The following is a 15,903-nucleotide window of genomic DNA, read 5'->3' as shown; positions in this document are numbered from 1 at the left end:
CTCCCTCCCTGCGCTATCCTTTGAATTTCATATTCATAGTGATGTTATCCTGTGCTATTGAGGGAAAAATTATGCAAGCCCGGCCTTCCAGGCTTCCCGGTTCAATTCACCATTCACCGCAGCAGCAGCAAGCGCGCCCGATGCGGCCGCAGCGATGGATTGATGCATCATGGAGGCGGCATCCCCGGCGGCGTAGATCCCGGGCACGTTGGTCTGGCCGGACTCGCCGACTTCAAGGATACCCTGCTCAGATATCCGGCAGCCCAGGGAATGCGGCAGATCCGTTCCCGGAGCCAGCTCGGGCCGGAAGAATATTCCGGTACACGGAATTTCTGTTCCATCCATAAGCTTCACATGGTTAACCATGCCTTCATCTGATGCAATCTCGCGAATAGGAGTATCGAATAACGGAATAGCGTGGGCACGCAATTCTTCGCGTTCTGCTTCTGTCAGCTCATCGGGTCCATTCGTGCAGACCGCAAATTGCTTAGTCCACCCATATAACAACGGAGCCAGATGCATGAGTGCTGCTCCTCTGCTGATGATTACCAGCGGCTTATCTCTTAATTCCCAGCCATCGCAGTACGGACAGACAAAGGCGCTCTTCCCGTAGACCTTGGCCAGCCCCGGAATGTCCAGCCTGCGGTCCTTCATGCCTGCGGCGAACAGCAGCTTCTTGCTGGTCAGCTTAAGCCCTGAAGCCGTCTTCAGCAGGAAGGCCCCATTCTCCCCGGTAATGGACACTACTGTATCTTCAATGTGTGAAACGGATGGATAAGCGCCTAGCTGTTCTATGGCAATCCGCCGGAGTTCGAACGGAGCGATCCCGTCCCGGGTCAGAAAGCCGTGCGCTTCCCGGGTGACCGCATTGCGCGGCTGCCCCGCATCAATCACAATCGTCCGTTTGCGTGCACGGCCCAGCATCAGCGCGGCATTAAGGCCGGCTGGGCCACCGCCGATAATTACTGCGTCTGCATTTGCTGCATCTGTATTAACTACATTTGCTGCATCATTATTTTTCAGATTCGTCATTTGTAATTCCTCCCTGTGGTTGGTTTGAGTGGTTGGTGTCTGGTGTGGCGGTGACGGCAGGTCGATTTGCGGACATTAGAGACTACTGTAGTCCGTGAATATTACAAAAAAATAGACACCGCATCTCCATCGCTCACCCGCGTTCGCCAATCTGTATTGCCAATCTGCAATGAACATCTGCGTCGACCAACCTGCATCGTCCAATCTACATCGCCAATCTGCAATGTACATCAGCATCGCCCTTATTAAGGACTATGTGTGTCTATAATAACTTTGAATTTGAATGATGTCAATTGTGGCGCTTCCTGGCGCTTATTAAGCCTTATTCAAACAGATGCTTATGCTGATTGAAAAATTGATAGAAAGATTGTACATTCTCCAGCTCATACCATTCCGCCGTCTGCAAGGGGCTGGCAGCGCCCATTGCGCTTGGATAGCGGATGAGACTGGGATGTGTATGTTTGCGGGAGCGCATTTAGTTGGATTTTCTCCACTTCCTGAGGAACGTATGGGCCATGCTGAGGAAACAATTGGAAAAATGGCACTTAAATAATCACTCGTTACCTTAAACGGCCCAATCCGTAAGCAGCAGTTGCTATTTTTCCACTTGTTTCAGGACATTTCGCAGAAAGAGGGAAATTAAGATACGTTTATCCATTTGTTTGCTGGCAAGGCAGATTTGCCTTAATCAAAGCCGCCTTGTTCGCACTGGTATGGATCTTACGCAAGCCGTTCAAGGCTGCAAATAACCGATAATCTCCATCTTGCCGCCTATTTCGGACTGAAGCTCGCTAATCCTACGTTCCTCTGTCGCAAAAATCACCGCTGTCGCCGGCCCCCCGGATGCCTGTAGCTTATCCGCTATTCCAGGCACCGGCTGGAAGCTGCAGCCGCTTAGCTCCGCCAGCAGTCCTGCTTCATACAAGGCTCCCTTAGAGCCGACCGGGTGAATGTCATGGACTTCAGGAGCAGCGGCCAGAAGCTGGAGCTGACGGAGGGTACACTGGCTTGCTTCCTGCTCCAGAACAGCGCTTCCGACCAGCGGTTCGCCCAGCATCACAATACAGTCTCCGCTCTGTGAACAACCCACCTTCAGATGCCCTTCATCGGCCTCACCGATCACAGTAATACCGATACCAGTCTGGCAGGTCACGAAATTATCCTCGGTGCTGCCGTTCACATGGGCGGCAGTCAGTCCCGCTTCCTGAAGCAGCCTGTGGATGCCCCGGATAATCTCATTTCCTGTAGGCTCCTTCTCTACCGCTAAGGTATCGATGACCGTTAAGATCTCCGCCCCCACAGACAGCACCTCCATTACTGCAACTCTGGCAGCATAATAGCCTGCGACAGCCGGGGGTGTCTGCACCGCATCCATCGGCTTATTCCCGATGCTGGCGCTGGAATCGCAGCCGATGACCAGCACCCGGCCTCCCCCTCTCCGTACTATGGTCAGATCACGGATTCGCTGAACTTGCAGTTTCATATGTTTGATCCTCCTGTATCTTTTTCGTTCCCGTTCCTAAGTGCGGCCCGGTATTCACTCGGCGGCATGTTCGTAGCTTTGCGGAATTGCTTGGAGAAATACAAGGCGTCATTGAAGCCGACGGAAGAGGCCACCTGTTCAATGGTCAGCGGGCTTGCGAGCAGTTCCTTGGCCTTGTCCATCCTGACTTTGAGCAGATACTGCTTCGGTGACATTCCGGTCCGCTGCTTGAACGCCTTGGATAAATGAACCCGGTGGTAGCCGAGCGAGGACGCGATGTGATCAATGCTGAGCTGCTGGTGAAATTGCAGCGTAATCCAGCGGATCGCCTGGTCGATCTGCCGGTCGATCATCTCCGGCATTTCAGACGGATGCGGCGGCAATTGATCCAGATTGTCCCGCCCAAAGCGGTGAAGCAGCAGCCGCACCCAGCCCGAAGCCTCCAGGCTCTCCAGCCGTGGATATGCGGATTGCTTGAAGGATTTCCGGATGCCCTTATACAGGTTATGCAGCTCCGGGACCGATTCCGAATGGGCGAAGGGCCGCTCCCTGGTGATCCCGACCGTCCGAAGCTGATCCAGCACGCCAATGCCCTGCAAGGCGACCCACGCATAATGCCACGGGTGGCCCTCGTCCGCTTTATAACTGAATAACATCCCCGGGATAATCACAAAGGTATCTCCTGCCTTGCACTCCGCCGAGAATGTATCGCTCTCGAACCGGCCTCTACCCTCCAGAACGGTATGGATCAGGTAGAAATCATGTACGGACGGCCCGACAGTGTGGCCGGGATGCGGCCTCCCTTCCCCGCTGAACAGCACGGACAGCTCCTGCTCCTCCGGCGTCAGGTTGATGCCCAGGGTGAATTCATAATGCTCCGGGTCCATGCAACATTCCTCCATATGTATCTTGTCTTTCTCCATAGCCTGCGCAGCGGTTCTATTCTATAGTGATTATAGTAGAAATCAGCGCAAAAAGCTTCTGTTCCAGCACATTTCTGTCAGTTTCATCCGCAAGCGGTTGTATGACAGAAGGCTTTTCACGCATCTTATAGGAGGCTTATCACTTATGTCTAAAGTTACATTTATCGGTGCCGGAAGTACCGTCTTCGCGAAGAATGTCCTCGGCGATATCATGGCTACACCTGCCCTTCAGGGCTTCGAGCTTGCATTATTCGATATCGATCTTCAGCGCTTGAATGACTCAGCGAGTATGCTCCAGAATCTGAAGAAAAGCAGCGGCAGCACTTGTACCGTCAATATGTATACTGACCGCAAGGAAGCGCTGCGCGGTGCTAAATATGTGGTGAACGCCATTCAGGTCGGCGGGTACGATCCTTGTACGATTACGGATTTTGAGATTCCCAAGAAATACGGCCTGCGCCAGACCATTGCGGATACGGTAGGCATCGGCGGTATCTTCCGCAACCTGCGCACCATTCCGGTGATGCTGGATTTTGCAGCGGATATCCGCGAAGTCTGTCCGGATGCGCTGTTCCTGAACTATACGAACCCAATGGCTGTTCTGACGAATGTCATGAACACTTACGGCGGTGTGAATACTATTGGACTCTGCCACAGCGTGCAGCAGTGTATTCCCGGATTATTCGACCACCTCGGCATTGACAAGACAGGGGTACAAGCCAAAATCGCCGGCATCAACCACATGGCCTGGCTGCTTGAAGTCACGAGAGACGGCGAGGATCTGTACCCGGAGATCAAACGACGTGCGGCCGAAAAGCAGCTTGAGTCTCACTACGATATGGTCCGCTACGAGATGATGCTTAAATTCGGCTACTATATTACGGAATCCTCTGAACATAACGCCGAGTATCATCCGTACTTCATCAAGCGGAACTACCCGGAGCTGATCGAACGCTTCCAGATTCCGCTGGACGAATATCCGCGCCGCTGCGTGGAACAGATTAAGCAGTGGGAGCAGATGCGCGGGGAGCTGGTGAACAATCAGGATCTGACGCATGAGCGTTCCCATGAATATGCCTCTTACATCCTGGAAGCCATGGAGACGGATGTACCGTTCAAGATCGGCGGCAATGTGATGAACACGGGCCTGATCACCAATCTGCCGCGTGAAGCCTGTGTCGAGGTGCCTTGTCTGGTGGACAGAAGTGGCGTAACGCCAACCTTCGTAGGCGATCTGCCGCCGCAGTGCGCAGCGCTGAACCGGACCAACATTAACACCCAGCTCCTGACCATAGAAGCCGCTATGACTCGCAAAAAGGACCATATCTACCACGCCGCCATGCTGGACCCGCATACCGCTGCCGAGTTGTCGATGGACGACATTGTCAGTATGTGCGATGATCTGATCGCGGCTCATGGTGAATGGCTGCCAAAGTATCAATAAAAATTAATTCTCAATAACAAAGGCAGCAATCCTCTATAACTGGAGAATTGCTGCCTTCTATTTTTGCGTTGCGCGCTTGCAGAACCATTTATTTCACATAAATTTTGATTTGATCCGGTGCTGTTCTTGCAAGAACGCGATACCCTGTTACTGAAGCGGTCGCTACTCCATTCTCACCAGGCAGACAGTATCCGTTCACCTGGCAGGTTCCGTCATCCCGGACCAGAAGCTTGCCCATGGTTCCTACAGCCACCCATTCTGCACGATCGATCCGCGATACATACTTTTGGGAAGGGTCGAATTGGGGATTAACAACAGCTGTGCTCATAGTATATGCAGGTGCCATAACATTACCTTTGCTGTCTGTCACAGCCCTCACTTCCCGGTCTTCATATCTAACCCTGCCCCATTCATCCCTTTCGTATTTGCCTTTCCAGTTCAAAGGACTTGCATCACCAAGCACAGAAGGACTTGCACTGACCACGCCCAAGATATATTGATCTGCTGGGGTTGCTCTTCTGACCCGCTCTCCATCCGTGGTTACAAAATATCCAGGCTCTATCGGCAATCCATCCACCGTCTCAAACATTTCGGCATAGTCTGCCCCAGGAGATATTACAGTGCCTTGTAGATATAAATTTCCTGTAGAACCCTGAAGCACAGCAGCCAGGTCAGGAGCGGCTGGATTACCATTGGCTAAATGCCAAGAAGCAGGAAACAGTGTTTCACCATAAGTACCCATAATATGAGCATCATTGTGTTCTGGCAGAACAACTGTACTGTTCCCTTCAGCATGAGAGTTCTGAGCACCTGCAATTGTACCTGAACCTTCAGCATGAGAAAAGTTTCCATTGGCCTCAGTGAAGGAACCTTCAGCATGAGAGATAAACCCATTTGCCAGTGTTGAGAAGCCTTCTGCATGAGCAGCAGAACCAGCAGCTACAGTCAGGTAGCCTTCTGAGTGGGAATATTCTCCACTTGCAGTACTCTGATTCCCTTCCGCGTGTGAAGCTACACCCGAAGCAGTCGTTTGAGCACCCTCAGCGTGTGATTGCGTTCCGGAAGCAGTAGTTAAACCTCCCTCAGCGTGGGCAGCATCATTGACTGCAAAGGTCCTGTAGCCTTCCGCATGTGCGGCCGGTCCTGATGCAAGCGTCCCACTCCCTTCGGCATGGGACGTATCCAATACTGCAAGCGTCTGGTACCCTTCAGCATGAGCCGCAGAAGCGCTGGCTGTGGTCTCATACCCCTCAGCATGGGAAGCAAACCCGCTTGCGGTAGTAGAGTTCCCCTCTGCATGTGAGCAAGATCCGGAAGCGGTCTGATTGCATCCTTCATCTGCCATAAGCCATTCCTCCTAATATTGTGGTTTTTATGGTCCTACACTACACAATATTGCGGACTTGATGGAATGGACACGGCATGTCTCCCGGGTACAAAACACTATTTGTCATGGATGCCTGCAACGCCTCTTATTCAACCCAACGTAAGCCATCTCCGGTTATGATGCTCCTGCACCTCAACCGGGGTATCGAAGAAATCGCTGAGCACCTCTGACTTCAGGCACTCCGCCGTCTCGTCAGCTTTATAGATTTCCCCCTTCTTAACCAGCAGGGTATGGGTGAAGCATGGTGTAATTTCCTCGATATGATGGGTCACATAGAGCAAGGTGGGGCCGCCTTCCTGCTTCGTGATCTTCTCGATCATCTGCAGCAGCTGCTCCCGCGCAAAAATATCAAGTCCAGTACAAGGCTCGTCCAAGATGAGCAGATCAGGGTTTGCAATGAGAGCCCGAGCGATAAGAATCTTCTGGCGTTGTCCCTGTGACAAGGTATCATAAGTGCGCGATGCCAGGGCCGAGCAATCCAGGAATTCCAGCAGCTCCGCTGCCTGCTTCAGGTCCTCTTCTTCCGTCTTGTCGTATAGCCCGATCGTGGCGAACTTGCCGCTCAGAATGATGTTCAACGCCGTCTGATGGCCGTACAGCTTCTGCTGCAAAGAGGTGCTGACCCAGCCGATCCGCTTGCGCAGCTCCCGCAGGTCCACATCGCCGAAGCGGTGGCCCAGCACCTCCACCTGACCCTGGGTCGGCCAGATATAGCCGTTCACGACATTCAGCATCGTCGTCTTGCCTGATCCGTTCAGACCGACTATGCACCAGTGCTGCCCCTTCTCCACCTGCCAATTCATCTCATGCAGAATCATCGTCTGCTCACGCCGCCATGACACCTGTTCAAGCGATATAATCATGTTCCGGTGCTCTCCCTTGCTTCGTAATAATCTTCTAATGAAACATTATAGCAGCTCAATGTATTCTGCGCTTGTTAGACCTGCCCGGACTTACATCCTGGAAATGATGCCCATTCCGGGCAAACTGCAAATGAAAGAACCCGGGCGAATGTCCGGGCCTTTCATTAAGTGGATAGTATAGTTGTGCGGTGATCAATTTGGCCAGCCTAGTTATTTCGCCCATAGTAAAGCTTCAGGTTCGTTACATCTACCAAGTACAAGATGTCAATGCCCTTCGGGCTGCGGTCTACCGCCAGCCGTTCAACCGGGATACCCGGTGCAAGCGAGGTCTCGGTCCAGCCTCCGCCGCTGTTCACTGCCATGAACGCACGGCCCTCTCCGCTGCTTCGGACATAATAGATTCTGGCTGCTGTACCGTTCCAGGTTACATCGATCGACGCATTGGTGGGAGTAGCGTTGTAGACGGTCTCCAAGTACCAGCCGCCTGCACCGTATGTGGCCTGCTTCACCGCAAAGCTTGTGCTGCCCTCCTCACGGTAACGGTAAGCGATTACGGGACGACCCGCAGAGTCAAGCGTCATCTTAGCGCTCTGTACGCCCGGACCGCCGGGGTCACTGCCGCTCTGCACATAGGCTTCGCTTGGAGCCATTGGCTGCACGATGTCCGCAGTAGTCAGGGAGACCGGTGCTGTGACCGGAGTTCCGTCGGCTTTGCTGAATACACCCGTGGACGGGCTGTACTTCAGATAGGACAACTGATGGCGCAGCGGGCTGGCCGCGAAGTACGCCCACTCGAACAAGATATGCAGATCGCCGTTCGCATCAAAGACTAGGTCATCGGGATAGACAGACCGGTTGAGGTGCGCCGCAATGATTTTGACCTGAGTCCATACGGAATCGGCATTGTTCCAGCGGAACAGAACGGCCTCTCTTTTGCCGGCGGGGTCTTTGTCAGCACGCACCAGCAAATACAGATCTCCATTCGGAGCAGTCGTCACAACCGGATAGGTTACCGTCATGCCTGCGGGCAGCTCGTCCGAGTGATTCTGCGGAATCCCGCCCACGGTATCTGAGCGGTAATAGCGCCAGGCATTGCTGTGCATGGAAGCAAAAACGTGGAACCGCCCGCTCCCGTCTCTCGCTATAGAAGGCTGGTTATGCCCGAGATCATCCGGATATTCCGCCGGGGTTGTCCCATCCATGAGTGGAAGCTTGCTCCATCCCCCGTCGTTGTCTCTTCTTGCAATAGCTACTGTATGCTTGCCGGGGATAGACCCCGGAGCATTATAAGCCATATAGGCATACTCATAGCCAAGCCCATAGGTGGCAAGAGGAGACCACCATCCCGCCTGATTGCTGGAATCCATCGGAAAAGGCACCTCCTCCAGCACAGCCGCCGCGCTCCCCGTCCCCGCTGGCACTGAAGTCAGCAGCAACGTCATCACAAGAGTAAGCATCCAGTGTTTGATCTGCTTCAACGATTACGCCTCCCTTAATTCTTGGTCTTACATACATAAATAGTTACCGGGTAGCAATGTGAACGCATTACCTGTCTACTGAATGGAATGTTATCGAAGAGAAACGAACACAAAACCACCTAAGTGTAAACGCATACATATATCTCCGGTCCCGCCTCCCCGTTCCAGCAACTATCCTGGTGTTCGTATGCCTGGTCCTAGTGTGACATGTGCTAGATGCTAGTGTTACTGTTGCTGTTGCTGTTGCTGTTGCTGGCCCAAGAATAGCATGCTGCTATAAGGATTGTTACTGTACTATTGCAAGATTGCTGTAACTGGCGGCTTTTATTGTAATAGCTCCACCAAATTGTATGAATGCCCACTCTCTTTTACTCTTCGCCTACTTTTAGCGGCATCCTTCGTAGGGAGGTGCACTAGTGCTCCTTATTTGCTCGTTTTGCTCGTATCCGGTACATTCGGGGGCACTAGTGCACTATATTTGCCCCGTCCGGCCCGCATTCGCTGGATTCAGGTGCACTTTTGCTCTTCATTTTCGATTGCCGCCTACTTTCGCTTAATTCAGGGGCACTAATGCTCCTCCCGCCTCTCCTCCATCCCCATTCAGACCAAGCCTTGAGATGTATCTCTCGAAGCACAAAAAAGCCCGGTTCCCCGGGCTTTTCCACTAAATTTCACACGATCAAGCGCATCATCCGGTCTTCAGCCAGCCGCTCACTTCCCTACAGTCACTGTCATCTTCGCAGATCTGGTCTCGCCTGCTGCGTTGCGCAAGACGGCTTCGTATTCATAGGTTCCGGGGGTTTTGCCGGAGATTGCAGTGACTGCGGATTGGGCATCCGGGGTATGCGCCTGTAGAGTCTGTGTATCAACCAATACTCCATTCTCGTACAGCCGGTATTCCGTTGCATTCGTCCCCCACCACAGATTCATCATCACCGCATAGTTGCCGTCCCCGTCCCAGTTATCACCTGATAATACTGCTTGCCCTGGGGAGGCATCGGTGACCGTCACCGTCAAGGGTGCGCTCGTCACCGATCCATGCAGATTACTGAGCTCCAGCGTATAGACGTAAGTCCCGTTCGGTCTGCCGGTAATATCGATCTGCACGGACTGGGCGGACGGTGACTGGTCTGTCAGAGCGCCTTCTTCAATCTTTTCGCCATTCTCATAGAGCTTGAAGCGGGTGCCATTATTGCCCCACCAGAGATTCATCGTAATTGTATAATCGCCGTCCCGCAGCCCTGTATCATGCCCGTTATTATCTGACAGCACCGGCATACCTGGAGCGCTGTCCGCGAGCGGTATTCCCTGACTGATCCATGCGGCCCATCTCGTTAGCACATTCCCTTGTTCCACTGTAAAAGCCGCAGCGGTCCCAGAGCTCAACTCCTGGCTGTATGCTGCAAGCAGCGAGCGGGCCTTCGCCCCTTCACGCGCCTCCGCCGCTTGCTCCGCCAGCATTAACGTACTGGCGAGCTGCTCTGCAAGCGCCGCTGCACCCGGGTCTGCCGATTCACCCGCGAAGGCCCGGGTCAATTCAGCCAGACTCGCAAACGTAGCGTAAATACTGTAGCTGAAGTCTACACTAGTCTCACGGCCAGCAAGGTCGCTGACGGTGACCGTTATTTTATGCAGACCCGGTTCAAGTGTGTATGCAGGTGCATTCAGCAACTCGCCGCTTGGCTCTGCAACACCAGACACCGAATCGGAAGCCGTATAGCTAAGCACGACCTGCTGGTCAATCGTATACTGTGCCTCTCCCTGAATAACGACCGCCGGAGGCGAGAGGTCAACCGCCACATCCATCGTCTGCTCAGCCTCTTTGTTGCCAGCTTTATCCACACTCCAATAGGTCAGGGTGTGCTTGCCCTCCTCACTTATCGTCAGCTTGCTGCCGGCCTGAAGCTCCCCGCCATTCACCTTGAAATACGTCTGGTCAATCCCGGACTGCTCATCGCTCGCGGTGAATGTCACTTCCGCCGCCGATGTGTACCAGCCGCTCTGCTCTGCTCCCTTCACTGCCGCAGCCGTATGCGGCGGTGTCTGGTCCGCTTGTTCTCCTCCCAGATTAACTAAGGAGGACAACGGAATATTCAGCTCCTTCACCAGCCCCGCTACCAGTTCCGATACCTTAATCGCACCGTTCATCTGCAGATGGGTGTTGTCCTCCGTGGTTCCCGTCCACATGAAGATGGACTTGGTGCCCTCTGTGCCCAGCTCCTGAAAATACTCCCAGCTCGCTTGATTCAAATCAACCAGCAGCGTCCCCGTCTCCTGAGCCGTTTCCTTCATCGCCTGCACGTAAGCCGGGAAGCTCTTGTTCAGCACCTCACCACTGAAATCCCGCCGGTTCACAGGTGTAACCAGTACTGGAATCGCGCCTCTCTGCACAGCGCCGTTAATATAATCCTTCAAGTACACCTTGAACTGCTCCGGGGTAAGATAACGTTCCGGCCGGGACGGCGTGGAATCATTATGCGACCACTGCATGAACAGATAATCCCCTTCATGAATACCGAGCAGAATATCATTGAGATATCCGCTGTTCAGAAAGGTTTTGCTGCTTAGGCCGCCGACTGCCCTGTTATCAATACCGATCTTCTCTGTGTCAAAATAACGGCCCAGCGTCTCGCCCCATCCGGCCTGCGGACGGTAGCTCTCCGCATAATTGGCCACGGTGGAATCGCTCGCCAAATATAGAGTTGGCTTATCGGCCGCTCCCTGCTCCGGGAGGCGCTCAATCTTCAGCGCATTGATCTTCGGTGTACTGCCGGAGAAGCTGAAGTTAAATACACCATCGATCAGGGCGATATCATACGTCACTTCCTTGAATTGGCCTGAGGGGATGGTAGTGACCGGCAGCTTGTTCATTTGCTCCACCGTAACACCCGTATGGGTCACTTCTTTCGTATCCCCGATGGTCATCGTTACACGGTAATTCGCCGGCTTCATCTCCACTACGAAAGAGGTCCCGTTTACACGGGTGAAGTCCTCTGTCAGCGGGTTGCCGGTTCCCCGGTTCTCGTCTTGGACCAGCGCGGTGTCGGCGAACCCGTATGCGTTCCCTTCCACGTAGGCCCGTTTGGCATCCACCTTCGTATAGCCGTCTGCTGCGCTGCCAGAGCCAAAATCAAAGGAATACGCATTAATATCCCCAGCAGGCTCACGGGTCAGTGAGTCGCGTGCAACCTTAAGCATATTCACAGCATGATCGATTTGCGCCTGCGAGGCTGTTGTCCCGATCAGCGCCTCGGCAGCGTTCAAGGCTCTATGCACCACAGCTACAGAAGCTTCCGTGTAGGATGTGAGATCGATAGCCTTCACTTCCTGATGCAGCGCAATCAACGCCGCCATATCGCCTGCTGCCACCGGCAGCTTGGTGCCTTCCATTTTCACGTTGTCGATCTGGGTAGTCCAGTTCAGCGTGCCTCCTCCTCCTTTTCGCGTACCCAGGAACCGCAAGCCCCTGACGTTATTCGCATAGACGCCAGGACTCAGCGGAATATCACGGATTGTCTGGGTGACACTTGGGTTAGCGAGACTGGTCAAGGTGAGATCAAGGGTTTTTCCGGCAAAATCAATCTTCAGCTTGACATTCAACCACTGATTCTTGGGAATAGTCGTAGCGGTTCCGCCCCCTGGAATGGCAGTGGTGCCAGTACCATAGTCAGGTGTATACGGACCGGTGAAATAATGAATGTTCGTATTCGGACTTGCCGCTCCAGTCTTGGTGAACAGAGTGAAAATAATATTCTCACTGGCATCCTGCAGACTTAAATGCCCCTCCGATGGGACAGCGCTGACGTTGCCGGAATGCCAGTTGAAATCGACATTCACAATGTCGCCGTTCACCGCATCGAACAGGCGGAATACCTTGGCGCGGTTGCCGGAGCCGGAACCCGTCACAGACAATACCTTATTTCCGTTCTCTTCTGTAACCGTCCCCGCCATAGTTCCGGCAATGCCAGTAGCATTCACCATCGAATATTGTGCAGCGGCCGGATCGCCCTCGAAATTCTCCGCATATTGCTGTATCTCCGGCTCTGGCTCCGGCTCGGTAATACCGGGATCAATCACGAACGGGGATATGCTGAGGTTCATCTCCTTCACTGCGCCCGCCACCAGACCGGCAATGACCTGTGCGCCATACGTGCTGAAATGGGTATTATCGCTGACCCCGTTCGGGTATTTCGGGTATTCGCCAGGATTAGCATAGAGGAAAAGCTTCTCCGTAGCGGCCAGGCCGATACGGTTATAATCTGCAACGCTCAACTGGCTCAGATCGATCAGGGGCACGTTCAGCGCAGCCGCTGTTTCTTTTGCCGCCTTCACATATTCCGGAAAGCTTACGTTGAATTCCTGAGTGATGGTATTGAAGTCCCTGCGTCCTACCGGCGTTAACAGAACCGGAGTGGCCCCGCGCCGCTTCGCTCCGTTCACGTAGCGGGTCAAGTACGCTGCATAATCTGCCGGAGAGGCATAACGGTCAGGAATACCTGCGCTGGCATCGTTGTGGCCGAAGGAGATGAAGAAATAATCGCCCGGTCTGATCCGCTGCAGGATACTATCCAGACGGCCGTCCACCATAAACGACTTGCTGCTTCTGCCGCCGATGGCATCATTCTGGACCGTTACTCCGCTGCTGAAGTATTTACTGAATTGCTGGCCCCATCCTTCCTGCGGAGCCTGCATTCCGCTGTAGGACTGCATCGTCGAGTCACCAGCCATATAGATGGTTGTTCCGCTTCCCGGGACCTTCTGCGGGTACTTCTCAATCTTGATCTCCTGCACATCGGCAGCCGTGCCGGAGAAAATAAACTCTAACTGGCCGTCCACCACTGCAATGTCATAGGAGTAGAGCAGTGGTGTGCCGGCACGGATTTGAGTGAGCGCCAGCTTTTGCACAAATTCAGATTTGACCCCTACACTTGAGTCTCTGTCTCCGCTGCCCAGCTTGAGCGTCACCTTGTAATTGGCATCCGGCAGGTCCACCGCAAACTTGGTGTTCTCCGGCAGAGAAGCGTGGCCCGCACCCAAGGTGATTCCGCTGATGCTCTCGAATCCATATCCTGTGCCCGCAGTGTACGGCGTAGCCTGTACAGAGGTTGTTCCAGCTGGCGGCTGCGTACCGAACCCGAAGTGGTATAGCTGCTCCAACGGTTGCGGCGCACCGGTCAGTGTCAGATTGGCTTTGGGGAAAGCGGTGGCCTCCGTCCCCAGATAGAAGCCTGTGTGCGGCGGCTGGTTGTACGCCACGTTCTGCCAGGCAATCCCCAGCCGGTACACCGGATCTTGCATAAGCGTCGGAATTCTGTAGGTTGTAGGAATCGTAGTGGTATAGAGTCTATACTCCGTGCTGTCTTCGCTGCGCAGCAGCAGCTCTTCACGCCAATCGCCCAGGAGGTCTGCCTGAAGGGCCGGGTTACCTTTGGTATGATTATTGGTTAGCGCACCCGCCGCCCGAAAAATCTCCTGCAGCTGCTTATTCCGGTAATCCCACTTGTAAATGAGCGGAATGCCTTGCGCGGTAGTGTTGTTCCAGTCGTGGTCGAACAGCTCACGCTGAAGATCCCCGTCCCACCAGATCGCAAAATTCGCACTTCGCGGCACTTCATTCTGTTCATAAATCACCTCACCGTCAGCCGCATAGCCGCGGGATAACGGGTCCATCTGACCATTCACAATCGTGGATGCCCAAGACTCATAACCGGGATGCTCCGGATCGATATCTGCTGACATTCCCCGCCCGGTATCTTTGCCGGTGAATTGTCCCCAGAGGATCTCTCCTGTAGCGGCATCGCGCATCTCCAGTCCGTAAGCAGCATCCTTATGCTCATGCACACTGACAACCTGATACCCTTCCCGGTTCGGATCAAGCTTCCCGGCGTGCATCGCATCTCCATGTCCAAGTCCGGTGCTGTAGAGCAGCGTGCCGTCATCGTCAATCGCCAGCGCACCGTACATGATCTCATCCCGGCCGTCACCGTCTGCATCCAGCACACTGAGGTTGTGATTACCCTGTGCTTCATATTGTGCGCCAGCTTCGTTCGTGTCAAAGTTCCAGCGCTTCACCAATGCGCCATTCGTGTAGTCGTATGCGGTAAGTGTTGTTCTTGTATAGTAGCCACGGGCCATCACAACGCTCGGCTTCACGCCGTCCAGGTATGCAATCCCGGCCAGGAAACGGTCGACGCGGTTGCCGTATCCGTCTCCCCAAGAGCTGACATTGCCCCTTGGCGGGTCATAGTCAACGGTGGACACCGCAGCGCCGGTCTGGCCGTCGAACAGCGTCAGATATTCCGGCCCGTCCAGGATATATCCGCCGTCATTGCGGTAATCCTTGGTGCCGTCACCGATGACTGTACCCTGACCGTCTTTGGTGCCGTCTGCCGTTTTGACCACCACCTCGGCTTTGCCGTTGCCGTCCAGGTCATACACCATCAGCTGCGAATAGTGCGCCCCGGCCCGGATGTTCACGCCAAGATCAATGCGCCAGAGCTTGGTGCCGTCCATTTTGACCGCATCGATGTAGACGTTCCCGGTATAGCCGGCTTGTGAATTATCCTTAGAATTGCTGGGACTCCACAAGAAAACGATCTCATATTCCCCGTCCCCGTCCAGATCCCCAACAGAGGCATCTCCGGCATAATAGGAATACGTCCCCCCGTCTTTGGTCCGGCCATCAGCAGGCTTATCCAGCGGAATCGGCAGATAAGAGTTATGCCACACTGCCGCCCGCTCCGGCTGCATTTCCTCCTTCCCGGCAACAATCGTAGAAATCTGATATTGCGAGCTGTCGGCCCCCGTCGCATCCACATAGTTGGTAGAGTCTACGATCGGAGCCGGATTCACCCTCATACCGTTTTTATAGACATTGTAAGCGATTTCATCTGAATCCGTATTCAAGTACCTCCAGCTCACAAACACGCCGCCATCCGTCAGAACCGCCACCAACCCACGGTCCAGATATTCTGCCTGACGGGCGGGAAGATTTCCGGTAGAAGCTGCATGTGCCGGTGCGGGCGGGAGAGCAAGCGGTAAAACCAGCAGACAGGATAATAAGAATGTGAGCAATGATTTCTGAACAGACCTCTTTTTTCTACCCATGGGCTTAACTCCTCCTAGTATTCTAAAATCAATTTAGAAATCAGGGGAAACTTGTGCAGATGCTCTCCTAGTTGTCTTCCAGCTTGAGCTTGAGCGCCCCCGCCTCCTTTCCTGGTAACATTCATATGGAGCGTAACAAATAATAGGGATCCGTTCTGCTCAAAAAAAAGCACTTTCAGCCTAGAA

The 15,903-nt window shown here is 53.8% G+C and carries 9 protein-coding genes; 1 reads left to right on the top strand and 8 read right to left on the bottom strand.

The genetic code is table 11. From position 1 onward, the window contains the following. Positions 1-69 precede the first annotated feature (69 nt). From MKY86_RS14580 to MKY86_RS14565, 4 genes are all read right to left on the bottom strand, one after another. On the bottom strand, positions 70-1,032 hold the full coding sequence (locus MKY86_RS14580) for an FAD-dependent oxidoreductase (protein ID WP_083684467.1): 963 nt from the start codon (positions 1,030-1,032) through the stop codon (positions 70-72). A gap of 322 nt (positions 1,033-1,354) precedes the next feature. Next, positions 1,355-1,507: a hypothetical protein gene (locus tag MKY86_RS14575; protein ID WP_340827086.1), complete on the bottom strand. Its 153-nt coding sequence runs from the start codon at positions 1,505-1,507 to the stop codon at positions 1,355-1,357. A gap of 258 nt (positions 1,508-1,765) precedes the next feature. After that, complete coding sequence (locus MKY86_RS14570; RefSeq protein WP_076075451.1) at positions 1,766-2,515, bottom strand: AIR synthase related protein; 750 nt, start codon at positions 2,513-2,515, stop codon at positions 1,766-1,768. Next, complete coding sequence (locus tag MKY86_RS14565; protein WP_076075452.1) at positions 2,512-3,402, bottom strand: AraC family transcriptional regulator; 891 nt, start codon at positions 3,400-3,402, stop codon at positions 2,512-2,514. Before MKY86_RS14565 ends, MKY86_RS14570 begins: the two co-directional genes overlap by 4 nt. Positions 3,403-3,583: 181 nt before the next feature. On the opposite strand from MKY86_RS14565, the gene MKY86_RS14560 reads away from it, so the two are divergent. Further along, positions 3,584-4,882: an alpha-glucosidase/alpha-galactosidase gene (locus MKY86_RS14560; RefSeq protein ID WP_076075454.1), complete on the top strand. Its 1,299-nt coding sequence runs from the start codon at positions 3,584-3,586 to the stop codon at positions 4,880-4,882. An 88-nt stretch (positions 4,883-4,970) separates the two neighbouring features. Here the strand turns inward: MKY86_RS14560 and MKY86_RS14555 are convergent, their stop codons facing one another. The 4 genes from MKY86_RS14555 to MKY86_RS14540 form a co-directional block, all read right to left on the bottom strand. Further along, positions 4,971-6,068, bottom strand: coding sequence for a peptidase G2 autoproteolytic cleavage domain-containing protein (locus tag MKY86_RS14555; protein ID WP_340827082.1), 1,098 nt, complete (start codon positions 6,066-6,068; stop codon positions 4,971-4,973). 290 nt (positions 6,069-6,358) lie between these two features. Continuing rightward, positions 6,359-7,132 (bottom strand): ABC transporter ATP-binding protein, encoded by a 774-nt coding sequence (locus MKY86_RS14550; RefSeq protein ID WP_076075457.1) that lies wholly within the window; start codon positions 7,130-7,132, stop codon positions 6,359-6,361. Between the two features lie 206 nt (positions 7,133-7,338). Next, a complete protein-coding gene (locus MKY86_RS14545; protein WP_340827080.1) occupies positions 7,339-8,610 on the bottom strand; it encodes a BNR-4 repeat-containing protein in 1,272 nt (423 codons plus the stop codon). A gap of 711 nt (positions 8,611-9,321) precedes the next feature. Continuing rightward, the gene (locus MKY86_RS14540) at positions 9,322-15,717 is read right to left on the bottom strand and encodes a rhamnogalacturonan lyase family protein (protein WP_076075458.1); all 6,396 of its coding nucleotides are present in this window, start codon (positions 15,715-15,717) and stop codon (positions 9,322-9,324) included. Positions 15,718-15,903 lie beyond the last annotated feature (186 nt).

This window comes from Paenibacillus sp. FSL R7-0333, assembly GCF_038000365.1.
Lineage (GTDB): Bacteria > Bacillota > Bacilli > Paenibacillales > Paenibacillaceae > Paenibacillus_AQ > Paenibacillus_AQ silagei.
Note: the sequence above shows the minus strand (reverse complement) of the source record. Positions and strands in the feature narration are given on the sequence as shown.